Genomic DNA, 23,283 nt, shown 5'->3' on the forward strand with positions numbered 1-23,283 from the left:
TCCTAGGCCGCGGTTGCCGGGGCGTGGTGCCCGTTGGCCGATTTGGAGACGGGCAGGCGCTCGATAAGCGCATGCGGCGCGGTGCGGTCGAGATCGCGGCTCACCAGCTGCTGCACGCCGGCCGCCGCATCCGCCAGCCCCTGGCGATAGCCGGTGATCGAGCGCGCGAAGACATTGTAGATAACCACGGCCGGGATCGCCGCCACCAGGCCCACCGCCGTTGCAAGCAGCGCTTCGGCGATGCCGGGTGCGACGACGGCTAGGTTGGTGGTCTGCGCTTCCGAAATGCCGATGAAGGCGTTCATGATGCCCCACACCGTGCCGAACAGGCCGACGAAGGGCGCGGTGGAACCGATCGTTGCGAGCACGCCGGTGCCGCGGCTGAGCCGCCTGCCGGCCTGCGCCTGGATGCGCATCAGCCGGGATTCGACGCGTTCCTTGATGCCGGCCTTGATGTCGGCGACATCGCCGTTCCCGTCATCCTGCCGCGACAGTTCCAGTTCTTCGACGGCGGCCCGCACCAGCACGCCGCCGATGCCGGCATTCTTGCCGAGCACTTGCGCGGCGTCTTCCAGTCGGCGCGCGCCCGTTATTACGCGCAAGGCTTTGCCGAGCCGCGCCTTGGCGCCGGCGACCTCCAGCGATTTGGCCAGCCACACCGTCCACGTCACCAGCGAGGCGAAGGCGAGGCCGATCATCACCGCCTTCACCACCCAGTCGGCCGCCATGAACATGCCCCAGGGCGACAGATTGTGCGGCAGCGTCGCCTTGGCGACCGGCGCGGGGGCGACGGTTTTTGCCACGGGTGCAGTGGCCTGGACGGGAGCCATGGCCGGAGCGGTATTTTTGACGGGAGCGGTCGCGGGCGCCGCCTGCTGCGCTAGCGCCGGGCCGACGATCACCGCCACGAAACCGGCCAGGGCAACGATACGGGCCATCCGGCCGAAGGGGGGCTTCCGGCCGGTCCGGCTCGCAGCATTGGGGCGCATGGCATCTCGCAAGGTCTCGTCTCCCGATTGTGGAACCGGGAGAGCTGGCGGCCAAAGGCCGTCCGTTCGACATCCCGGCTCATACGAGCGAGAGCGGCCTATCATTGTTGACTGCGATTATCAAGAAATAGCGGCTTCACATTTCGCGCCTTTTCCCGGCGAAATGGGTGAACCGCGCGGCCGGGGGAAATTGTTTAAGCCGGCACCGCCGTCGTCAGCGGCACGCCAAGCCCCACCTTGACCCTGTCCATGGCCACGAAAGTGCGGAATTTCTTGACGTTGTTGTTGGCGAAGAACAGGCGCCGCGTCAGCGCCTCGTAATCGGCCATGGTGGCCACGGTTATGACGAGGATGAAATCCGCCTCGCCGGTCACGTAGTAGCACTGCTGCACCTCGGGTGCAGCGGAGAACTCCCGCTTCGCAGCGTCGAGCAGCGCCGCCGTCTCGCTGACCACTTCCACCTCCACGAAGATGGTGATGGCCTGGCCGACCTTGGTGGGGTCGACGATGGCGACATTGGCCTGGATCACGCCGGTTTCCTCCAGCCGCTTGATACGGCGCTGCACGGCGGGCGCCGAAAGGTTGACCGCTTCGCCGATCAACCGCTGCGGCGTGGCATTGTCCTTCTGCAATATGGCGAGGATCGCCAGGTCGAAACTGTCGAGATCGATCTGGGGTAAAGGCTTGGCCATGTCTCGCCTCACGAAAAAAACTTGCGCGCTAACCGCCGGAATACAGCGCAATTTGCGCCGTTGATGCAATACGGTTTCAGCCAACCTGCCGGAGGTGCCATGTTTCTGCTGAACACCCATCCCGACCACAATGCACCGCTAATGCCGGCCGATGCCGATTGCCTCGGCCCCGCCGGCGTCGCACAGGTCGAGCGTTTCCTGGCCTTTCGCGACAATGCCGCCGCGACGCCGATGCCGGCGCTGCCGTCGCTGGCGAAGGCGCTGGGCGTCGGCACCATCCACGTCAAGGACGAGGGCCAGCGCCTCGGCCTCGGCTCCTTCAAGGCGCTCGGCGGCTCCTATGCGGTGATGCGGCTTGTGCTGGAAGAAGCCGCGCGGCACCTCGATTGCGAGGTCGGCTTCGCCGATCTTTCCCGCCCGAGCGTGCGTGCTGTTGCTTCCAGGATGACCTTCGCCTGCGCCACCGACGGCAACCATGGCCGCTCTGTCGCGCAGGGCGCCCAGCTGGTCGGCGCAAAATCCGTCATCTTCGTCCATGGCGGCGTCAGCGACGAACGTGTCGCCGCCATAGCTCGTTTCGGTGCCGAAATGGTCCGTTTCGAAGGCAGCTATGACGAGTCCGTCGCGGAAGCCGCGCGCGTTGCCGAACGCGAGGGCTGGACGATCGTTTCGGACACGTCGTGGCCGACCTACGAGCGTATTCCCGGCCTCGTCATGCAGGGCTACACGGCGATCGCGCACGAGGCCTTGCGCCAGCTCGACCGGCCGCCCACCCATGTCTTCGTGCAGGCCGGCGTCGGCGGTATCGCCGCGGCACTTGCCGCACATTTCGCACTCACTCTGGGCGTCGACCGTCCCACCTTCATCGTCGTCGAGCCATCCCGCGCCGCCTGTCTTCTGGCCACGGCGCGCGCAGGCCGCCTGGCCAAGGTGGCGCATGACGAGCCGACCGTGATGGCGATGCTCGAATGCTACGAGCCGTCCATGATCGCCTGGCGGGTGCTGGCGCGCGCCGCCGATGCCTTCATGGCGGTCGAGGAAGAAGATGCCGTCGCCGCCATGAACCGGCTGGCGGGGCCGTTGGGCGCCGATCCGGCGATCGTCTCCGGCGAAAGCGGCTGCGTCGGCCTCGCCGGCCTGGTCCGCGCGCTCGCCGACCCGGCCCACAAGCGTGCGCTCGGGCTGGGCGCATCCTCCCGCATCCTCCTGATCAACACCGAGGGCGCCACCGATCCCGGCCTCTACGAAAAGCTGGTGGGTATCAGCCCGGCCGAGGTCGCCCGCCGCACCATGGAGGTTACGCCCGCATGACCGACCTGACCGCCCTGGAACGCGACATGACGGCGTGGCGGCGCGACCTGCACGCCCATCCCGAATTTGGCTTCGAGGAGAAGCGCACCGCCGCCTTCGTCGCCGCCAGGCTGCGCGAATTCGGGCTCGACGATGTCACCGAGGGCGTCGGCGGCACCGGCGTCGTCGGCACGTTAAAGCGCGGCACCAGCAACCGTGCCATCGCCCTGCGCGCCGACATGGATGCCTTGCGCATCGCCGAGCAGGGCACGGCCGACTACCGCTCCCGGATCGCCGGCACCATGCATGCCTGCGGCCATGACGGCCACACCGCCATGCTGCTCGGCGCCGCTAGGCGGTTGGCTGAAGAGGGTGGTTTCGACGGCACCGTGCGTTTCGTCTTCCAGCCGGCCGAGGAATGGGGCAGGGGCGCGCTCGCCATGCTCGACGATGGCCTGATGCAGCGCTTTCCGTTCGACGAGATCTACGGGCTGCACAATATGCCCGGCCTGCCCGTCGGCCATTTCGAAACCCGCGCCGGCGCCTTCATGTCGGCCGAGGATAATTTCGAGATCGTGCTGAAGGGCGTCGGCGGCCATGCCGCCCGGCCGCACTGGGGCAATGAGGTGTTGGTCGCCGCCTGCGCGCTGGTCATGAACCTGCAGACCATTGTCGCCCGTCGCCTGAGCCCAACCGACATCGGCGTCGTTTCGGTAACGGAACTGATCACCGACGGCACCCGCAACGCGTTGCCGGGCATCGCCCGCATCCTGGGCGATGCCCGCAGCTTCCGCCCGGAAGTCTCGGCCGAGATCGAGCGCCAGATGCGCGTCATCGCCGAAGGCACCGCACAGGCCTACAATGTCGGCGCCGAGGTCACCTACACGCGCGAATTCGTGCCGCTGGTCAACGACGCGGCGCTGGTCGAGGAGGCGTTCGCAGCCGCCGCGACCATCTACCGGCCGGACGCGATCGCCACCGCGAACGAGCCGATGACCGGCTCCGAGGATTTCGCGCGTTTTCTCGATCATGTTCCGGGCTGTTTTGTATTCCTCGGCAATGGCGAAAAATCCGCGCCGCTGCACAACCCGACCTATGATTTCAACGACGCCGGTTTGCTTCACGGCGCCGGCTTCCACGTCGCTATCGTCAGGCGGCGTTTGGCGGAAAGGTAGCGAGGCTCGTTCCCTTCTCCCCTTGTGGGGTGAGAAACGGTCCGCGTAGCGGACGAAAAGCCAATTGCTTGGCTTTTCGAGTTTCGAACGCCCCGAGCCCTGAGAGGGGCAGGGGCGCAGCTTTGTCCAAGCCCTCGGCATAGCCTCGGGCGTTCGAACCCTTTGAAAGGTCCACCGGACCTTTCAATTCACCTGCGGTGAACCGGGTTCTCACCCCGCAAGGGGAGAAGGTAAGCGCGGTGTCACTCGCCCCGCATCGTCGCCTGGAAGGTCGGCAGGTGCTTCTTCTGCGCTTCCAGCATGCGCTCGCGATAGACGCCGTAGATGACGTCGGTGTCGTGTAGCGTCACCCCGGCGATGGTCGGCGAGGCGAACACCGGCAGCTCGACGCCGCGCTTCGACAGCTGGTCGGCGGTGCGGGCGATCAGCTCATGCGCCAGGATCATGGCCAGCACCGTCGATGAGCCCGAAACCGGGCGGCTCCAGCCCTCCACCGGCACGATCGCGTCCTCGATCGGCGAGCAGGTGTCGATCACCAGGTCGGCGGCGTCGGCCAGCCGCTTGCCGGAGGAGTGCGTGGCCGGCTTGTCGAGATTGTTCTTCGAGGTCACCGCCACCACGAAGATGCCGCGCTTCTTGGCATAGAGCGCGGTGTCGATGCCGGAAGCATTGCGGCCGCTATGGCCGAAGATGATAATGGAATCGCCCTTGTTCAGCGGCTGGTGGTCGAGGAATTTCTCGGCGTAGTTCTCGGTGCGCTCCAGCCACAAAAGCTCGCGCACGCCGCCGGCGCCCAGCACATTGTGCCACATCACGCGCGGGTCGGTCAGCGGGTTGAAGCCGACATAGGTGCCATAGCGCGGGAACATCTCCTGGCAGGGCAGCACGGAATGGCCCGAGCCGTAGAGATGCACGAGCCCGCCATTCTGCAGCGAATCCGCGAAGCGGCTCGCCGCCTGCTCGAAGGCTTCGCTATTTACTTTCGATGCCTGTTCGATGAGGGCGGCGAGGCGGGGGATGTAGAAATCGGACACTTGGATACTCCTGCTGGTGTCAGTTTCGATTGTTGGCGGCAACGCGGCCGGCGCGCAGCGTCGAGCGGATCTCGTAGCGATCGCCGCGCATCACCGAGACGGTGAATTCGAAGGGGCCGCGCTCGTCGGTGGTGATGCGTTCGACGACGAAGGCCGGCATGCCGGCGGCAAGGCCGAGCAGTTCGGCGTCGGCCGCGGCCACGGTGCCGACGCGATAATTCTCGCGCGCCTCCACCGGCACGATGCCGTAGCGCTTCTCCAGCGCTTCGTAGAGCGAGCCTTGCAGCAGCCCGGAATCGAGGAAACCCGGCACGCGCGCGCCGGCAAGCAAGGCCGTCTGGATGCCGATCGGCTCGTCATTGCCGAGCCTCAGGCGGCGGATGCGCACCACCGGGTCGCCTTCCTCGATCTCGAGCGCTGCCGCTGCAATGGCGTCCGCCTTGCTCAGGCTGCAGTCGAGCAGCCGCGAGCCGGCAACCACGCCCATATGGCCCATTTCCTGGGTGAAGCTGGTCAGTTCGCGCGTGCCGGCCACCAGCGTGGTCGAGCGCACGAAGGTGCCGCGGCCGTGCTCGCGCCGCAGCAGGCCGCTTTCCTCCAGATTGCGCAGCGCGTGGCGCAGCGTGATGCGGCTCACCCCGAACAGCGCGCACAGCCGGTCCTCGGCCGGGATCTGGTCGCCCGTCGCCCATTCGCCGCTTTTCACGATGGCGCGGATCGCTTCTTCCACCTGGAACCACAGCGGTTCCGGGCGGCGGCGGTCGGGTTGCTGAAAACTGGTTTCGCTCATCGTATCTGCCTCCACAGAGGGCCAGTCGTGCCGGCAAGTGCGGCGCCGACCAGCCCGGCTAGCGAACCGAAGGCGCCGGGCCTGATGTCGATGCCGCGCAGATGCGGCGGCAATTGGCGGCGCAGCGCGTCTAGAAGCGGCTGCCGGATCGTGTCCAGCGCGTCGGCAATGCCGCCGGAAATCAGGATCGCCTGCGGATCGAGCAGGGCGACGGCGCCCGCCAGCGCGGTGCCGAGGCTGCGCATCGGCGCTTCGAGCCCCGAAATGGCCCCGGCATCGCCGGCCCTGGCCGCTGCGATCAGTGCCGCGCCGTCGGTTAGCCCGAGGCCCTGTGCTATGGCGTCCAGCGCCCGGCCCGACGCGGCGCGTTCCAGCCAGCCGCTGCGGTCCTCGCCGGCATCGTCGAGGTCGGCGCAGGCCCAGCCGAAGGAACAGGCCCCACCTTGCGCGCCGGCAACGATGCGGCCGCCGGCCAGCACCGCCGAGCCGATGCCGGTGCCGATGGCAAGCAGCAGCGCGTCGGTCAGGGTCTTTGCGCCGCCTTCCACCGCTTCCGCCAGCATGGCGATCTGCGCGTCGTTGCCGACGGCCACGGTCAGGCCGGGAAAGCTGGCTTGCAGATCGACACTGTCGAGATAGGGCAGGTTGGGAATCCAGCGGCAAGTGGTGCCGTCGACCAGTCCCGGCACCGCGAAGCCGATCGCGGCGATGTCGCCGGCTTCGTCGGCCAGCGCGCGGAGCCGGGCGAGGAAACCATCGAGCGTCACTGGCGCCGCCTCGCGCGTCAGCATGCGCAGCGCCCGCACGTCGCCCTCATGCAGGGCGGCGCGCAGATTGGTGCCGCCGAGGTCGATGGCCAGCGTGCGCGTCATGGATGGCGGTCGCTCAAACAAGTCGTGCAGTCGCCGTCGCCTCGGTCAAGGCCCGGTCTGCATGGGTGTCGCGCGGTGGAAATCATTCATCCTCTCGGGCAAGCGGCCGTGTTTCCTATGGCCGCTCGCATGGACAAGTGATTATAACGACATGTCGCGAACCGCAAGACCTTTCGATGGCCTGTTTTGTGCCGTTCGCGCTCTTCCATCTCTTCAACATGATATTATTTAATTGATTTATATACATAAATCTAGAAATGGCTGCTTCTGCAGGGATGCGAAAAAGCGCAGTTCGCCCCGCCTCGAAAAGATTGCGCTTGCAACGTCGTTATAACTTGTCATAACGTCGCGCCGGTTTAGCAGACGATGGGAGGGAGTGAATGTCGTTGGCTTGGACTTCGAAATTGGCGTTGGCCGCGGGCCTCGCTTTTGTGCCCGGCTGGGCTTCGGCCGCGGCGGTGAACATCTCCTATCTGACGCATTGGTCGCCGGAGACGGTGGCGCTTCTGGAAAGCGCGGCGAAGGACTACGCCAAGACCAATCCCGATGTGTCCGTAACCGTTCGCGCCGTGCCGTTCGGCGACCTGTTGACCACGCTACGCTCGCAGGGCGGCAGCGCCGAGGGCCCGACCATCGGCGGCATCTATGATCTGTGGCTGCCGGAACTGGTGCGCGACAAATTGGTGGCGCCGGCGCCGGACGCGGTGGCGGCCGAGGTCAAGAGCGCCTGGCCCGCGGGCGTCGTCAGCGCCGCTTCGGTCGGCGGCGCGCCCTACGGCATTCCCAACGAGATCGACGTCTATGCGCTGAACTACAACAAGGACCTGTTCAAGCAGGCCGGCATCGCCGCCGCGCCGAAGACCTGGGACGAGTTCCGCGCGGCGGCGAAGAAACTCACCAACAAGGATGCCGGCCAACAGGGTTTCGGCATGATCAATTCCTGGGCGGCGGGCGTCGTGCATCCCTTCGCCTCGCTGCTGGTTTCCAATGGCGGCGAACTCGTCGCCGGCGGCAAGCCGGCGCTCGACAGCAAGCAGGCGGGCGAAACGTTCGGGCTCTATGAGAGCCTGATCAAGGACGGCTCCAGCGATCCGTCTATGGCAACCGCCGACGCCAACACCACCGGCCCGTTCCTCGACAATTTCGTCTCCGGCAAAACAGGCATGATCATCATGGCCAACTGGTGGGAAAGCGCGCTGAAGACCGGCATGGGCGCCAAGTTCTCCAACATCGCCACCGCCCCCATTCCGGTCGGCCCGAGCGGCGACAAGCCGCATTCGATCTCCTATTCGTGGATGACGGTGGTCAACGCCAAGGCCGGTGCCGCCGAGCAGAAGGCGGCGTGGGATTTCCTGGCCTGGCTGAACAGCCCGAAATCCGGCAAGAACGGTGCCTCCGCCATGTCCGACATCCTGATGTCGATGGGCATCCTGCCGTCGCGCAGCTCCGACATCGAGGCGCACAAGGCAAAACTCGGCACCGAGTTCCTGGCTGGCTATGTCGGCGTGCTGGCCGACGCCAAGCCGTTCCCGGTGGTGGCCGGCGGGCAGGAATTCTCGGAATCGCTGCAACAGACGCTGGAAGCGCTGCAATACGGGCAGATTTCTGCCAAGGACGCCGAGGCGAAGGCGCAGGCCGACGCGGTCTCGATCCTCGATCGCGCCGCCAAGTGATGGCAGCCGCAAGCGGACGGCGGGTTTCGGAAGTCGGTCGATGAGCAAGGGCTATCGCGCTTCGGCGGGCATCATGCTGGCGCCCGCCGTGACGCTGATCGGCGCCTTCATCCTCGTGCCGATGCTGCTCACCGTCTGGCTGTCGTTCCAGGACTGGTCGACGCAGACACCGTTTTCCGCAGCGCGTTTCATCGGCCTCGCCAATTTCCAGGACATTTTCGGGTCGACCTCGGTCGGCCGCGATTTCAAGGGCGCTCTGGTCAATACGGCGATCTACACCGCCCTGTCGGTCGCCATCATCCTGCCTCTGTCGGTCCTGTTCGGCCTGCTTGTCCATCAACGCGACGTTGGTGGTGGCACGCTGCTCAGGACCGTTCTCTTCTCCACCTACATGGTGCCGATGATCGCGGTGGCGCTGGTCTGGTCAAAGCTCTATTCGCCGAGCGAGGGGCCGTTCAACCAGATGCTCGGCTTCATCGGCATCGGCCCGCAGCCCTGGCTGTCTTCGCCGCGCTCGGCGCTGGTCTCGATCGTCCTTCTCAATGTCTGGCAGCAGGTCGGCTATTTCACGGTGCTGGCCATCGCCGGCCTGACCCAGATCCCCGGCAGCCTCTACGAGGCCGCGACGCTCGACGGCGCCAGCCGCGCCGAGCAGTTCCGCTTCATCACCTTGCCGCTGTTGCGGCGCACGCTTCTGTTCAGCGCCGTCATCGCCATCATCAACGCCGTCCAGGTGTTCGAGCCGGTGGCGCTCATCACCCAGGGCGGCCCGGTCGGCTCCACCAATGTGCTCACCTACCACATCCGCCGCGTCGGCATCGAACGCGCCCAGGGCGGGCTGGGTTCGGCCATGGCGGTGATGCTGATGCTCACCCTCATCGTCGTGGTGTGCGCGCTGTTTGCCTTCATGAACCGGAAGGACGACGAATGAGCGCCGCCGTCCAGGCTGGGTCGTCCAGCGCGCTGCCGCGCCGCCATCCGTCGGGGCGCAAGGCGCTGGTGGTCACGATGATGCTTGTCGTCGCCGTCGCCTCCGCCTTCCCGCTGGTGTGGATGGTGCTGTCCAGCCTGAAGACTGTCGCCGAGAGCATGCAGGTGCCGCCGGTTTGGCTGCCGCGCACGCCGAGCCTCGAGGCTTATGAAAAGGTCGCCGGCGTGGTCAATGTCGGGCGCTCGATGTGGAATTCGCTGGTCATCGCCACCATCACCACGGCCGGCATCCTCATCACCAGCCTGATGGCCGGCTACGCCTTCGCCAAATACAGTTTTCCGGGCCGCTCGCTTCTGTTCTCGGTGCTGATCGCCACCATGTTCCTGCCGCCCATCGTCACGCTCATTCCGCTCTACCGCATGGTCGGCTCCATCGGCCTCGGCGCCAGCCTCGCCGGCATCATCGTGCCCAATCTCGCCAACGCCTTCGGCATCTTCCTGATGCGGCAGTTCATCGCCGGCGTGCCCGACGAGTTGATCGACGCCGCCCGCATGGACGGCGCCTCCGAACTGCTCATCCTGTTCAAGATCGTGGCGCCAACCGTGGCGCCGGCCATCGCGGCGCTGGCACTGTTTGCCTTCGTCTATCACTGGAACAGCTATCTGTGGCCGCTCACCGTGCTGCAGGGCAATGCTGACAGCTACCCGATCGTCATCAGCCTTAGCCGGCTGTTGAGCTACAATCGCGGCGCAATGAACACCGGCCTGGTCATGGCCGGCGCCACGCTCGCCGTTCTGCCGCCGCTCATCCTGTTCGTCTTCCTGCAACGTTTCTTCGTCGATTCCATCGTGAGTTCGGCGGTCAAGGGGTGAGAAGCGGTCCGCGTAGCGGACGAAAAGCCAACTGCTTGGCTTTTCGAGCTTCGAACGCCCGAGGCTATGCGGAGGGCCGGGGCGGCAGTCCGCGTAGCGGACGAAAAGCCAACTGCTTGGCTTTTCGAGCTTCGAACGCCCGAGGCTATGCCGAGGGCCGGGCGGCGGTCCGTGTGGAACTCCGTCATTCCCGACCTCGTGAGCGACCGAAGGGAGCGGAGAGTGTCGGGAATCCATGCCGGAACATGGGCGACGACAAAACCGGTCGAAGCCGGGACACGCAAAGCAAAGAAGGGCATAGCGCCACTGTTCACGATCTTGTGATCGATCCGCCGACGCACTCCGGATCGCGCTGTCACAATGGCGACACACGCTTGAAAATATGGCTTGCTGTAATGCTTCGACGGTGAGACGAAGCGTTTTAACCGACTTCGTCCTTTACCCCTTCGCGCCGGGGGCACCCGCATGGCAGTCCAGAAACACGCTCCGCTGGCCATCCGGCGCTCGGTCCTGCCGAGTGTCTGGGATTTGATGGCGCTTTTGTTGGTGGTCGGCGTCATCGTGCTGATCGCCTATGGCGCGGAAGTCACCACGGCACCGCTGTCGACGCTGGATACCACGCCGCTGTCGCTCGATCCGGCCAATCTGCCGGTCTACGCCTTGCGCACCACGCTGCGCATGCTGCTCGCCATCGTGCTGTCGCTGATCTTCACCTTCATCTACGCGGCGGCGGCGGCCAAGAGCCGGCGCGCCGAGATGGTGCTGATCCCCATTCTCGATATCCTCCAGTCGGTGCCGATCCTTGGCTTCCTGACCTTCACCGTCACCTTCTTCCTCAACCTGTTCCCCGGCAGCGTGCTGGGCGCCGAACTGGCCTCGGTCTTCGCCATCTTCACCAGCCAGGCCTGGAACATGACCTTCTCCATGTACCAGTCGATGCGCAATGTGCCGGGCGACCTCGAGGAGGCGACGCGCAGCTTCCATCTCAGCGGCTGGCAGCGCTTCTGGCGGCTCGACGTGCCTTTCGCCATGCCGGGCCTGGTGTGGAACGCCATGATGTCGATGTCGGGCGGCTGGTTCTTCGTCGTTGCTTCCGAGGCGATCACGGTGGGCAACACCACGGTCACGCTGCCGGGCATCGGCTCCTATGTGGCGCTCGCCATCCAGCAGCAGAACATCGCCGCCATCGCCTATGCGGTCATCGCCATGCTGGTGGTCATCATCCTCTACGACCAGTTCCTGTTCCGGCCGTTGGTTGCCTGGGCCGACAAGTTCCGTTTCGAGACCACGGCTTCCGCCGAGGCGCCGGAATCCTGGATGCTCGACCTTCTGCGCCGGGCCCGCCTCGTGCGCGTCCTGTCCGCACCCTTCGCCTGGGCGATGCGCACGGTGTGGAACCTGCGTCTTCCTTCCTTGCCGTCGCTGCCGTCCTTCGATCTCGGCGGCCTCGGCGGCAGCGATGCCGCCCGCTCGCGCCTCGTCGACCGGCTGTGGATCGGCCTGATCGCCGCCGGCGCCGCCTACGCCGCCTATGTCTCGATCTCCTATCTGCGCACCGGCATCGGCTGGTCGGACGTGCCCGTCGTCGTCGGCGACGCCTTCATCACGCTGTTGCGCGTCATCGTGCTGATGACGCTGGCAACGCTGATCTGGGTTCCGGTCGGCGTCTGGATCGGCCTGCGGCCGAAGCTTGCCGAAAAGGTGCAGCCGCTGGTGCAGTTCCTCGCTGCCTTCCCGGCCAACATCGCTTTCCCGATCTTCGTCGTGCTCATCGTGCACTACGACCTCAGCCCGAATATCTGGCTCTCCCCGCTGATGATCCTGGGCACCCAGTGGTACATTCTGTTCAATGTCATCGCCGGCGCCTCGGCCTTCCCGAGCGACCTGAAGGAGGCGGCGCGCTCCTTCCATATCGAAGGCTGGCGCTGGTGGGTGAAAGTCATCCTGCCCGGCATCTTCCCCTATTATGTCACCGGTGCCATCACCGCCTCGGGCGGTTCGTGGAATGCCAGCATCGTTGCGGAAGTGGCGAGCTGGGGCTCGGAGCAGCTCACGGCGCGCGGCCTCGGCGCCTACATCGCCCAGGCCACCAGTAGCGGCGATTTCCCGCGCGTCGTGCTCGGCATCATCGTCATGTGCGTTTTTGTTACCCTGTTCAACCGTCTGGTCTGGCGCCCGCTCTATGCGTTCGGCGAGCGCCGGCTGCGTCTGGCCTGATCCAAAGGAGATCGTCGCCATGCTTGATCTCACCGCAAAGAAGCCGCTCATCGACATCCGCCAGGTGTCGCGTTCCTTCCCGAAGGGCAGCGGCAAGGACGTGACGGTGCTCGAAAATGTCGACCTGACCATCCGCGAGGGTGAACTGGTCGGCCTGCTCGGTCGTTCCGGTTCCGGCAAGTCGACGCTGCTGCGCATCATCGCCGGCCTCGTCGAGCCGTCCTCGGGCGTCGCGCAATGCCGCGGCGCCGAGATCGACGGCCCGCCGACCGGCATCGCTTTGGTGTTCCAGTCCTTCGCGCTGTTTCCCTGGCTCACCGTGCTGCAGAATGTGGAACTCGGCCTCGAGGCCCAGGGCGTCGACCGCGCCGAACGCCGCTCGCGCGCCTTGGCCGCCATCGACTTGATCGGCCTCGACGGTTTCGAAAGCGCCTTCCCGAAGGAGCTCTCCGGCGGCATGCGCCAGCGCGTCGGCTTTGCCCGTGCGCTGGTCGTCCACCCCGACCTTCTGTTGATGGACGAGCCGTTCTCGGCGCTCGACGTGCTGACCGCCGAAACGCTGCGCACCGACATGATCGATCTGTGGGTGGAAGGCCGCCTGCCGATCAAATCGGTGCTGATGGTCACCCACAACATCGAGGAGGCGGTGCTGATGTGCGATCGCATCCTCGTCTTCTCCTCCAATCCCGGCCGCGTCGCCCGCGAACTGAAGGTCGACCTGCCGCATCCGCGCAACCGTCTCGACCCGGTGTTCCGCCAATTGGTCGACAGCATCTACGCGCTGATGACGCAGCGCGCCGAAACCCGTACGCCGGCCATGGAAGGCATTCCCGGCACCGGCATCGGCCTGGTGCTCAACCACGTCTCCACCAACATCCTGGCCGGCCTGATCGAGGCGCTGGCCGGCGCGCCCTATGACGGGCGGGCCGACCTGCCGGTGCTGGCGGGCGCGTTGCAGATGGAGGCCGACGAGATCTTCCACCTCGGTGAAACGCTGCAGCTCTTGCGCTTCGCGCAACTGAGCGAAGGCGACATCGTGCTGACCGAGGCAGGCAAGCGCTTCGCCCATATGGAAACCGACGAACGCAAGAAGCTCTTTGCCGAACACATCTCGGCCTATGTGCCGATCTTCGGGTTGATCCGCCGTGTGCTCGACGAGCGTCCCTCGCACGCCGCGCCCGCCGCCCGCTTCCGCAACGAGCTGGAAGACTACATGACCGAGGACTATGCCGACGAAACCTTGAAGACGGTGGTGTCCTGGGCGCGTTACGCCGAGCTGTTCGCCTATGACGAACAGACCGAGCTGTTCAGCCTGGAGAACCCGCAGTAACAAGCAGGATGCGCGGCGCTGGAGCGCCGCGCTGTATTCTGGCTTAGGCCAGCCAGCCAGCAGCGGCGCCGGCGAGAAGCAGGATGCCGATCGCCGCGCGATAGAACACGAACGGCCAGGTCGAGAACCGCTCCAGGAACCGCATCAGGCCCCAGATCGCCGCGAAGGCCGACAGGCTGGCGATGATCAGGCCGAAGATCAGCACGTGCCAGGCTTCCGAAGGGATGTGCGCCTTGTGCAGCACCCAGATCTCGTGCAGCCCGGCCAGCGCGATCGCCGGAATGCCGATCAGGAAGGAGAAGCGCGCCGCTTCCTCGCGCTTCAGGTCGCGGAACAGTGCGGCCGTCAGCGTCGAGCCGGAGCGCGAGATGCCGGGGATGAGTGCGCCGGCCTGGGCCACGCCAACGATCAGCGCGTCGCGCAGCCGCATGTCCTCGACGCTGCGGCGGTGCTTGGCGATGCGTTCGGCGAGACCCAGCAGCACCGCCAGCGCCACCATCGACACGCCGATCACCACGATGCCGCGCAGCGGCGAATCGCAACGATTGAGCAGCGGCGACAGCGCGAGGCCGACAACGACGATGGGGATGGTCGCCAGCACGATGCCGACCGCCAGCCGCCAGGTCGGGCTGGAATAGTTGCCGGTGCGCACCGCGGTCACCGTGCCGCCGACCAGCCCGGTGACGTCGCGCCAGAAATAGCTGATCACCGCGGCCAGTGCTGCCAGCTGCATGGCGGCGGAAAAGGCCGAGCCCGGATCCTGCCAGCCGAGCAGCGCCGGCACGATGCGCATATGCGCGGTCGACGAGATCGGCAGCAACTCGGTTATGCCCTGCACCACGCCGAGCACCGCGACCTTCGCGTAACCCAGCGTCGCAAAGCCGATGTCGACGCCTTCCGAACAAGCATTCGCCATTAGTGGTCCCTCTCCACACCGCCGAAACCGCACAACGCAGGCCCCGGGCGCCTCAGTTCTAGCTTCTCTCGCGAAGCAGGCTGGCCGGATTAAGTCACGGTCTGTTGAACTTTCCGTGATCGTGGCTGTGGAAAGGTCAGATCCAGCCTTGCAGCCATTTGAGGCCGAAGGCGCCGGGCGCCAGTATGCCGGCCGCCCAGATCATCGCCGAGGTCACGTTGGCAAGCTGGAAGGCCATCGGCGACATGTCGCAAATGCCGGCCACCAGCGGCATGGAGGCGCGCAGCGGCCCGGAAAAGCGGCCGACGAAGACGCCGAGCGTGCCCCAGCGCTCGAAGAAGCGGTGGCCGCGCTGCAGCAGGTCAGGATTGCGCGACAGCGGCCAGTAGCGCACCACGTCGCCCTTCAGCTTCAGGCCGATCCAGAACGACAGCCAGTCGCCGAAGAAGGCGCCGATCGCCGCCGCCGCCCAGAGCGGCCAGAACGAGATGCCGCTTTCGCCGACGAGGAAGCCGACGCCGAGCAGGATGACGGTGGCCGGCACCAGCAGCGAAATGAACGCCAGCGATTCGCCGAAGGCGAGCAGCATGACGACGAAGAAGCCCCAGCCCTGATGGGCCCTGATGAACTCGACGGCGGTCTGGGTGAGTGCTTGAAGATCCATGCCTTGCACCTAGCCGATGGCGTCGCCTTGCGAAACCGGTTTCGGCGGGCGACGGCGGAAATCCGGCCGGTGAATGGTTTCCGGAACGTCGCTGGCGACAAGCTGTAGCGGGAGCAGGACCGACCTCCGCCAATGTCTACAAAATTAGTGGCATTAGCAAAAATTCACACCATCGGCCCGCCCGCCGTCGCGGGATTTTCTTGAAGCTTGGTTCGAAAGGTCGCTCATTCCTTTGTTTTCGCCCTGGCCGCTGCGAGGCTGATGATGTCAGCCAGAAGGGCCTATCCATGAGCAAGACCACCATCCAATCCATTCCCGTTCTCGACTTTTCCTTGTTCGAGACCGATCCGAAAACCTTTCTGGACGCGCTCAAGCCGGCCGCCCGCGACGTCGGCTTCTTCTACCTCACCGGGCATGGCATCGCGCAAAGCCTCATCGACGACGTGCTGTCGGCGTCGCGCCGCTTCTTTTCGCTGCCCGAGGCCGACAAATTGAAGATCGAGATGGTCAACTCGCCGCATTTCCGCGGCTACAACCGCGTCGGCCAGGAACTGACCAAGGGCCAGCGCGACTGGCGCGAGCAGATCGACATCGGCTCGGAGGCGGCGGCACTTCCCGTCGACGGCGGCCAGCCGGCCTGGACCCGCCTGCAGGGCCCCAATCTGTGGCCCGACGCCTTGCCGGAGCTGAAGCCGATCCTGCTCGAATGGCAGTCCGAGCTGACCAAATTGTCGACGCGCCTTCTGAAAGCCTTCGCGGTGGCGCTGGAGCAGGACCGCGACATCTTCGAAACCATCTATGCCGGCACGCCCAACCAGCTCATCAAGATCATCCGCTATCCCGGCCGCGACGCCACTGGCAGCGAGCAGGGCGTCGGCGCCCACAAGGACAGCGGTTTCCTCACGCTGTTGCTGCAGGAAAAGCAGAAGGGCCTGGAGGTGGAGACCGAGGACGGCCGCTGGATCGAGGCCGAACCCAGGCCCGGCACCTTCGTCGTCAACATCGGCGAATTGCTGGAACTGGCCACCGACGGCTATCTGAAGGCGACCGTGCACCGCGTCGTCACCCCGCCGGCCGGCACCGACCGGCTGTCGGTGGCGTTTTTCCTCGGCGCGCCTTTCGACGCCGAAGTGCCGTTGCTTGATCTCGCGCCGCATCTCAAGGCACAGGCCGGCGGCGTCACCCGCGATCCGCACAACCCGCTTTTCCGCAATTCCGGCCAGAACGCGCTGAAGAGCCGCCTGCGCTCGCATCCCGATGTCGCCGCCCGCCACCATGCCGACCTGTTGGTCGCGCAGGCGCGCGCCGAGGCCGTGCCCGTCGCCTGAACCGAAACGCCGACCCTCCCATGCCTAACCATCGAGATCGACCGAAGGAGCAAACGCTATGACGCTGGAAAACCTCTCCGCCGAAACGCTCGCTTTGCATGGCGGCGGCTGGCGCGCCGACCCGTCCACCGGCGCCGTCGCCGTGCCGATCTATCAGACCACCTCCTACCAGTTTCAGGATACCGGCCATGCCGACCGGCTGTTTTCGCTGGACGAGGTCGGCCACATCTACACCCGCGTTTCCAATCCCACCCAGGACGCCTTCGAGCAGCGCATCGCCGCGCTCGAAGGCGGCGCGGCGGCTTTGCTCTTGTCGTCGGGGCAGGCGGCTTCGGCCTATTCGGTGCTGAACCTTGCCGGTGCCGGCGACAACATCGTCTCCTCCACCGGCCTCTATGGCGGCACCTGGGCGCTGTTCGCCGCCACGCTCAAGCATTTCGGCGTCGAGGTCCGCTTCGTCGATCCCGCCGATCCGGAGAATTTCCGCCGGGCGACGGACGAGCGCACGCGCGCCTATTACGCGGAATCGCTGCCCAATCCGAAGCTGCAGGTCTTCCCGATCAGGGAGGTGGCCGATATCGGCCGCTCGCTCGGCGTGCCGCTGATCGTCGACAACACGGCGGCGCCCTTGATCATTCGCCCGTTCGACCATGGCGCGGCCGTCGTCATCTATTCGGCCACCAAATATATCGGGGGCCACGGCACCTCGATCGGCGGCGTCATCATCGATGGCGGCAATTTCCCCTGGGAAGAGCACACCGCGCGTTTCCCGACGCTGAACGAGCCGGACCCCAGCTATCACGGCAAGGTCTGGGTGGAGGCGGCCAAACCGCTCGGCCCCGTCGCCTATGTGCTGCGCATCCGCACCGTGCTCCTGCGCGACGTCGGCGCCGCCATCAGCCCGTTCAACGCCTTCCAGCTCCTGCAAGGCCTGGAGACGCTGCCGCTGCGCATCCGCCAGCACAACGAGAACGCGCTGAAGGTGGCCGAATTCCTGCGCGGTCACCCCAAGGTGAAATCGGTGATCTTCCCGCGGTACCAGCTGGGCGAAGACAAGCGCCGGGCCGAGGCCTATTTCCAGCCGGGCAGCTATGGCGCGCTGGTCGGTTTCGAGCTGAAGGACGGGCGCGAGGCAGGCCGCGGCTTCATCAACGGGCTGAAGCTGTTCTACCATGTCGCCAATATCGGCGACGCGCGCTCGCTGGCCATCCACCCGTCCACCACGACGCATTCGCAGCTGTCGGCGGAAGATCAGCTCGCCTCAGGCGTCACCCCCGGCTACGTGCGGCTGTCGGTCGGCATCGAGCATCCCGACGATATCATCCGCGACCTCGAACAGGCGCTCGACGGCGCGGTGGGCGAGGAGAAGCTCAAGGCTGCCTGACCACAGCGGCTTTGTGCATCCGGGGGCGGGGGCGCAACGACAGCATGGACAGATCGGAGGAACCCGAACATGACCAGAATTGTACCCGTCCTCGACCTCAGCCGTCTGGAGCAGGGTGCTTCCGAGCGGCGCACCTTCCTGGCCGATCTGCGCTCGGCAGCCCGCGATGTCGGCTTTTTCTATCTGGCCGGGCACGGCATCGCCGTCACCGAGATCGATGGCGTTCTGGCCGCCGCCAGACGCTTCTTCGAATTGCCGGAGGACGAGAAGCTCAAGATCGCCATGGTCAACTCGCCGCAGTTCCGTGGCTACACCCGCACCGGCGGTGAGTTGACGCGGGGCAGGGCCGACTGGCGCGAACAGCTCGACATCGGCGTCGAGCGCCCGGCGATCGCGCAGCGGCCGGGCCTCGCCCCCTGGGCGCGCCTGCAGGGACCGAACCAGTGGCCGGCGCTTTATCCTGATCTCAAACCCGCGCTGTTGTCGTGGCAGGCGCAGGTGACCGCGGTGGCGATCCGCCTTTTGAGAGCCTTCGCGCTGTCGCTTGAACAGCCGGAAGACGCCTTCGACGCCATCCATGTCGGCGAGCCTAATCACCGCATGAAGATCGTGCGTTATCCCGGCCGCGATCTCACCGGCGGCGACCAGGGCGTCGGCGCCCACAAGGATGGCGGCTTCTTGACCCTGCTATTGCAGGACCAGCATGAGGGTCTGCAGGTCGAATATGACGAGCGCTGGGTGCCGGTCGATCCCATTCCCGGAACGCTGGTCGTCAATATCGGCGAACTGCTCGAACTCGCCTCCAACGGCTATCTGCGCGCCACCGTGCATCGCGTGGTCACGCCGCCGGCCGGGGTCGAGCGCCTGTCGGTGCCGTTCTTCTTCGGCGCCAGGCTGGATGCCACCATCCCGCTGCTCGACCTGCCGCCGCATCTTTCGACGGAAGCGCGCGGCCCGGCCAGCGATCCCGAAAATCCGCTGTTTCGCGATGTCGGCACCAATGTCCTGAAAAGCCGGCTGCGCTCGCATCCCGACGTTGCCAAACGGCATTATTCCGACCTCATCGAAAGCGGCTTCGCCCCGGTCGCGGCCTGAGCTTTCCGTAGGGTTCCTCTGCTCTCGGCCGGGCGTTCGCCCGGCTTTCTTTTTCGCGCCCAACGCCCGTCATTCCGGGCAAGCGAGCAAAGCGAGCGCCGACCCGGAACCCAATGGTCATGGCGCGTCGAGCACGGCCCGGTCCTCATCTTGACACGTTCGGGCTACTCAAGCCGCCCGCTTCATCGATGCTCACGCGAAATGAGGACCCGGCTGCGCTGCTCAATAGGTTCCGGGTCGGCGCTCGCTTGCCCGGAATGACGGGGTTCCACCGCGCGGCTTCTCCTTCTCCCGCAAGGGGAGAAGGGAAGGTGCGCACCCCCTCCGCTCCTTCAACCTCCAAACCCGGCCCTTCGCGGCAAAGCGCTTCCCGAACGACGGCAAATTTGGATTGCCGTTCCTTAGTCTACAAATCTTATAGAGTTACCGTCTGCCTGGGTCGGCGAAAGGGGCTGAGCGCGATCGTTTCGGATCGGCCCGATTGGGAACCAGGAGTTATCGAGATGACATTTCTATCGCAACCAGGCAGCCTTTGGCGACGCGCGGTCGCGGCCTCGCTGATCGTCGCCACCGGTGCGTTCGCCACCGTGGCCGAGGCCGGCCCGACGCTGGACAAGATCAAGCAGCGCGGCGCCATCAAGGTCGGCGTCGGCACCACGCCCGGCTTCTTCGCGCCCGACGACGCCGGCAAGTGGAAGGGCTTCTTCGTCGATTACGGCAAGGCGCTCTCCATCACCGTGTTCGGCACGCCCGACAAGGTCGAGTTCACCAATTCCTCGCCGCAGCAGCGCCTGCCGGCCTTGCAGGCCGGCGAGTTCGACATCCTGCTTTCCGGCGTGACGGTGACGATCGCCCGCGCGCTGCAGCTAGGCTTCCATTTCGGACCGACGGTGTTTTATGACGGCCAGGGCATCCTGGTGCGTAAGGACCTCGGCGTGACCAAGGCCGCCGAACTCGACGGCGCCACCATCGGCGTGCAGAGTGGCACCACCGGCGAGCTCAACATCGCCGATTTCTTCCGCAAGACCGGCAAGAAGTTCACGCCGGTGACGATCGAGGAGACCGGCGAGTTCATCAACGCGCTGGAATCGGGCCGCGTCGACGCCATCACCCAGGACAGTTCCGACCTCGTCGGCAAGCGCACCCAGCTGAAGAAGCCGGACGATTTCGTCATCCTGCCCGAGCGCCTGTCCAAGGAGCCGCTGGCGCCCGCCGTCGCCGGTGGCGACGACCGCTGGCTGGAACTGGTCAACTGGACCGTCAACGTGACCATCCAGGCCGAGGAATGGGGCATCACCTCCAAGAATGTCGACGAATTCCTGAAGTCGCCCGACCCGGCCGTGCAGCGTTTCCTCGGCGTCGATCCCTCGCTCGCCCAGGCCACCGGCCTCGACCCGAAATGGGCCTACACCATCATCAAGACGGTGGGCAATTACGGCGAGATCTTCGACCGCAACCTGAAGCCGCTCGGCTGGGAGCGCGGCTACAACAATCTGTGGACGCAAGGCGGCCTGCTTTATTCGCCGCCGTTCCGCTGAGCCGTCCTCCGTCATGGCGGTGATCGAAACCGTGCCGGGCCCTGGGCGGCCCGGCCCCTTGCGGCGGCTGGTCGGCTGGTGGGGCGACCGGCCGTGGCTGCAGCTCGCCATCGTCGCGGCTGTCGTCGCGCTTTTCTGGCTGCTCGGCGCCAACATCGCCGAGACGATGCGGCGCATCGGCGTCACCCCTGGCTTCGACTTTCTCGGCCGCTCCGCCAATTTCGAGATCGGCGAGACGATGATCGCCTTCAAGGCCGGCGATCCCTATGTCCAAGCGATCCTCGCCGGCCTCTTGAACACGCTGAAGGTCGCGCTGCTCGGCTGCGTCTTCGCCACCATCCTCGGCGTGGCGCTGGGCGTCGCCGGCCTGTCCGGCAACCTGCTTCTGGCCGGGCTGATGCGTGGATACATCGAGCTCATCCGCAACACGCCGCTGCTCTTGCAGCTGTTCTTCTGGATCGCGCTGGCCAAGGCGTTTCCGCCGCCCCGGCAGGCATTGTCGGCCTTCGGCGCGCTGTTCCTCTCCAACCGCGGCGTCTTCGTGCCGGCCCTCGCCGTCGACGGTTTTTCCGCCGCGACCCTGCTGCTTTTGGCCGCCATCGGCCTGTCCTACGGCCTCTTTCTCTACACGGCGCGCCGACAGCGTCGCCTCGGCCTGAGCCGCGCCCTGCTTGCAACGCTGGTTCTCCTGGTCGCCGCCGGTCTCGCTTTGCCGGCCACCGGTGCTGCGATAAGCTTCGACCTGCCGGTTCTCGCCGGTTTCAACATTCGTGGCGGCCACAGCCTGACGCCGGAATTCGCTGCACTTCTCGTCGGCCTCACCGTCAAGTTCTCGGCCGCCATCGCCGAGATCGTGCGCGCCGGCATCCAGTCGGTGCCGTCGGGCCAATGGGAGGCGGCCCGCGCGCTCGGCCTGCATCCGGGCCAGATCATGCGGCTTGTCGTGCTGCCGCAGGCGCTGCGCGTCATCACGCCGATGATCACCTCGTCCTATCTCGACCTCACCAAGGATTCTTCCCTCGCGGTCGCCATCGGCTATCCCGACCTCGTCTCCATCATCAACACCACCGCCAACACCACCGGCCAGTCCTTCGAGGCGCTCGCCATCCTCATCGGCGTCTATCTCGTCCTGAACCTGTCGGTGTCGGCCCTCATGAACATCTACAACCGCAAGGTCGCCCTGCGCGGCGGAGTGCTGCGATGAGCCTGGTCGATATCGCTTCCTTGCCGCTGATGCGCCGCCCGGTCGATCTCAAGCCTCTGTGGAACGGCCTGTTCGGCACCAAGCTCAACACGGCGCTGACGCTGCTGACGCTCGCCTTCCTTGCCTGGATCGTGCCGCCGCTGCTCAGATGGCTGGTGCTCGACGCCATCTGGACCGGCACCGCGCAGGATTGCGCCGCCGCTTCCGGTGCCTGCTGGGCCTTCGTCACCGCCAAAATGCGTTTCATCCTCTTCGCTTTCTACCCGCAGGATCTGCAATGGCGGCCGCTGGCGGCGTTGCTCCTTCTGCTCGGCCTGCTTGCGGTCACCGCGCAGCCGAGGTTCTGGCGGCGCGAATTGCTCATCGCCTGGCCGCTCGGCGTCGGTCTCGCCTGGGCGCTGCTGTCCGGCGCGCTGACCGGCTCTCCGGTCGCCTCGAACCAGTGGGGCGGCCTGCCGGTGACGCTGCTGGTCTGGGCGGTGTGTTTTGGCCTGTCCGTCCCGCTCGCCGTGCTGCTCGCTTTGGCGCGGCGCTCGAAGATGGGCGGCCTGCGCACGCTCTCCGTGCTGTTCATCGAGCTGATGCGCGGCACGCCGATGGTCGCCATCCTCTATGTGGCGATGCTGATCCTGCCGATGGCCATCCCCGGCGGCCAGTTCCTCGACAAGACGCTGCGCGCCATCGTCATGATCAGCCTGTTCTGGTCGGCCTATGTCGCCGAGGTGGTGCGCGCCGGCCTGCAGGCCATCCCGCATGGCCAGGAGGAGGCGGCCAAGGCGCTCGGCCTCGGCTACTGGCGCACCATGCAGCTCATCGTGCTGCCGCAGGCGCTGCGCAAGGTCATCCCCGGGCTGGTCAACCTCGCCATCGGCTTCCTGCTCGCCACCTCGCTGCTCGCCGTCATCGGCATCCTCGACCTGCTCAACGCGGCGCGCGCCTCGACCACCGACCCGAAATGGCTCGGCTTCTACGACGAAGCCTATCTCGTCGTCGCGGTCATCTATTTCGTCTTCTGCTTCGGCGGCTCCCGCTACAGCCGCTGGCTGGAGCGGCGGCTGGGGGCGGTGCGGAATTGAATTTCACCGACCCTTGAAGTGATGAGTGCCGACGCCTCTATCTCCCCCCTTGCGGGGGAGAAAGCGATTTCAGCATCTTAGCGAGCACGCCCGCAGGGCGGCACAGTCTAAGTGCTAGAAATCGCAAGAGAGGGGATTTGTCGGCAATGCGCCAGCCAGTCAGACCGTCACATCGCGGCTTTGCCCGCTCTATGCGCGCCGACGCGACCATGC

20 protein-coding genes are annotated in these 23,283 nt (G+C 65.9%); 13 read left to right on the forward strand and 7 right to left on the reverse strand.

Going from position 1 to position 23,283, the window contains the following annotated elements; translation table 11 throughout:
- Positions 1-2 precede the first annotated feature (2 nt).
- Together exbB and QFZ88_RS19820 are read right to left on the reverse strand one after the other, a co-directional pair.
- On the reverse strand, positions 3-938 hold the full coding sequence (exbB, locus tag QFZ88_RS19815; protein ID WP_024926417.1) for a tonB-system energizer ExbB: 936 nt from the start codon (positions 936-938) through the stop codon (positions 3-5).
- 245 nt (positions 939-1,183) lie between these two features.
- Positions 1,184-1,681, reverse strand: a complete 498-nt coding sequence (locus QFZ88_RS19820) for an Lrp/AsnC family transcriptional regulator (RefSeq protein ID WP_024926416.1) — start codon at positions 1,679-1,681, stop codon at positions 1,184-1,186.
- A gap of 99 nt (positions 1,682-1,780) precedes the next feature.
- Here QFZ88_RS19820 and QFZ88_RS19825 point away from each other — a divergent pair, with 99 nt between their 5' ends.
- Together QFZ88_RS19825 and QFZ88_RS19830 are read left to right on the forward strand one after the other, a co-directional pair.
- Positions 1,781-2,992, forward strand: coding sequence for a diaminopropionate ammonia-lyase (locus QFZ88_RS19825; RefSeq protein WP_024926415.1), 1,212 nt, complete (start codon positions 1,781-1,783; stop codon positions 2,990-2,992).
- Positions 2,989-4,146: a M20 aminoacylase family protein gene (locus QFZ88_RS19830; RefSeq protein WP_024926414.1), complete on the forward strand. Its 1,158-nt coding sequence runs from the start codon at positions 2,989-2,991 to the stop codon at positions 4,144-4,146. Before QFZ88_RS19825 ends, QFZ88_RS19830 begins: the two co-directional genes overlap by 4 nt.
- Before the next feature lie 242 nt (positions 4,147-4,388).
- Here QFZ88_RS19830 and QFZ88_RS19835 read toward each other — a convergent pair whose 3' ends face one another.
- Genes QFZ88_RS19835 through QFZ88_RS19845 form a run of 3 tightly spaced genes read right to left on the reverse strand, consistent with a single transcriptional unit; the run spans position 4,389 to position 6,842 of the window.
- The gene (locus tag QFZ88_RS19835; protein WP_024926413.1) at positions 4,389-5,180 is read right to left on the reverse strand and encodes a sugar isomerase domain-containing protein; all 792 of its coding nucleotides are present in this window, start codon (positions 5,178-5,180) and stop codon (positions 4,389-4,391) included.
- A 19-nt stretch (positions 5,181-5,199) separates the two neighbouring features.
- Positions 5,200-5,970 carry a GntR family transcriptional regulator gene (locus QFZ88_RS19840; protein WP_024926412.1) on the reverse strand — a complete coding sequence of 257 codons (771 nt, stop codon included), beginning with the start codon at positions 5,968-5,970 and terminating at the stop codon, positions 5,200-5,202.
- Positions 5,967-6,842 (reverse strand): ROK family protein, encoded by an 876-nt coding sequence (locus tag QFZ88_RS19845; RefSeq protein ID WP_024926411.1) that lies wholly within the window; start codon positions 6,840-6,842, stop codon positions 5,967-5,969. Before QFZ88_RS19845 ends, QFZ88_RS19840 begins: the two co-directional genes overlap by 4 nt.
- Positions 6,843-7,222: 380 nt before the next feature.
- On the opposite strand from QFZ88_RS19845, the gene QFZ88_RS19850 reads away from it, so the two are divergent.
- From QFZ88_RS19850 to QFZ88_RS19870, 5 genes are all read left to right on the forward strand, one after another.
- Positions 7,223-8,515: an ABC transporter substrate-binding protein gene (locus QFZ88_RS19850; protein ID WP_024926410.1), complete on the forward strand. Its 1,293-nt coding sequence runs from the start codon at positions 7,223-7,225 to the stop codon at positions 8,513-8,515.
- Between the two features lie 40 nt (positions 8,516-8,555).
- Complete coding sequence (locus QFZ88_RS19855) at positions 8,556-9,446, forward strand: carbohydrate ABC transporter permease (RefSeq protein ID WP_024926409.1); 891 nt, start codon at positions 8,556-8,558, stop codon at positions 9,444-9,446.
- Positions 9,443-10,318: a carbohydrate ABC transporter permease gene (locus QFZ88_RS19860; RefSeq protein WP_024926408.1), complete on the forward strand. Its 876-nt coding sequence runs from the start codon at positions 9,443-9,445 to the stop codon at positions 10,316-10,318. Before QFZ88_RS19855 ends, QFZ88_RS19860 begins: the two co-directional genes overlap by 4 nt.
- Positions 10,319-10,783: 465 nt before the next feature.
- Entirely contained in the window at positions 10,784-12,535 is a 1,752-nt protein-coding gene (locus QFZ88_RS19865; protein WP_024926407.1) for an ABC transporter permease, read from the forward strand.
- A gap of 19 nt (positions 12,536-12,554) precedes the next feature.
- A complete protein-coding gene (locus QFZ88_RS19870) occupies positions 12,555-13,865 on the forward strand; it encodes an AAA-associated domain-containing protein (RefSeq protein WP_024926406.1) in 1,311 nt (436 codons plus the stop codon).
- 43 nt (positions 13,866-13,908) lie between these two features.
- Here QFZ88_RS19870 and QFZ88_RS19875 read toward each other — a convergent pair whose 3' ends face one another.
- Together QFZ88_RS19875 and QFZ88_RS19880 are read right to left on the reverse strand one after the other, a co-directional pair.
- Positions 13,909-14,781 (reverse strand): undecaprenyl-diphosphate phosphatase, encoded by an 873-nt coding sequence (locus QFZ88_RS19875; protein ID WP_024926405.1) that lies wholly within the window; start codon positions 14,779-14,781, stop codon positions 13,909-13,911.
- A gap of 136 nt (positions 14,782-14,917) precedes the next feature.
- A complete protein-coding gene (locus QFZ88_RS19880; RefSeq protein WP_024926404.1) occupies positions 14,918-15,445 on the reverse strand; it encodes a DedA family protein in 528 nt (175 codons plus the stop codon).
- Positions 15,446-15,732: 287 nt separating this feature from the next.
- On the opposite strand from QFZ88_RS19880, the gene QFZ88_RS19885 reads away from it, so the two are divergent.
- From QFZ88_RS19885 to QFZ88_RS19910, 6 genes are all read left to right on the forward strand, one after another.
- Positions 15,733-16,773, forward strand: coding sequence for an isopenicillin N synthase family dioxygenase (locus QFZ88_RS19885; protein ID WP_024926403.1), 1,041 nt, complete (start codon positions 15,733-15,735; stop codon positions 16,771-16,773).
- Positions 16,774-16,831: 58 nt separating this feature from the next.
- Positions 16,832-18,157: an O-acetylhomoserine aminocarboxypropyltransferase/cysteine synthase family protein gene (locus QFZ88_RS19890; protein ID WP_024926402.1), complete on the forward strand. Its 1,326-nt coding sequence runs from the start codon at positions 16,832-16,834 to the stop codon at positions 18,155-18,157.
- A 69-nt stretch (positions 18,158-18,226) separates the two neighbouring features.
- Positions 18,227-19,252 (forward strand): isopenicillin N synthase family dioxygenase, encoded by a 1,026-nt coding sequence (locus tag QFZ88_RS19895; protein WP_024926401.1) that lies wholly within the window; start codon positions 18,227-18,229, stop codon positions 19,250-19,252.
- A 503-nt stretch (positions 19,253-19,755) separates the two neighbouring features.
- Complete coding sequence (locus tag QFZ88_RS19900; RefSeq protein ID WP_024927226.1) at positions 19,756-20,790, forward strand: amino acid ABC transporter substrate-binding protein; 1,035 nt, start codon at positions 19,756-19,758, stop codon at positions 20,788-20,790.
- Between the two features lie 13 nt (positions 20,791-20,803).
- On the forward strand, positions 20,804-21,994 hold the full coding sequence (locus QFZ88_RS19905; protein ID WP_024927225.1) for an amino acid ABC transporter permease: 1,191 nt from the start codon (positions 20,804-20,806) through the stop codon (positions 21,992-21,994).
- The gene (locus tag QFZ88_RS19910; RefSeq protein ID WP_024927224.1) at positions 21,991-23,070 is read left to right on the forward strand and encodes an amino acid ABC transporter permease; all 1,080 of its coding nucleotides are present in this window, start codon (positions 21,991-21,993) and stop codon (positions 23,068-23,070) included. Before QFZ88_RS19905 ends, QFZ88_RS19910 begins: the two co-directional genes overlap by 4 nt.
- Positions 23,071-23,283: the final 213 nt, after the last annotated feature.

This window comes from Mesorhizobium sp. YL-MeA3-2017 (genome assembly GCF_030814575.1).
GTDB classification, from domain to species: Bacteria; Pseudomonadota; Alphaproteobacteria; order Rhizobiales; family Rhizobiaceae; genus Mesorhizobium; species Mesorhizobium terrae.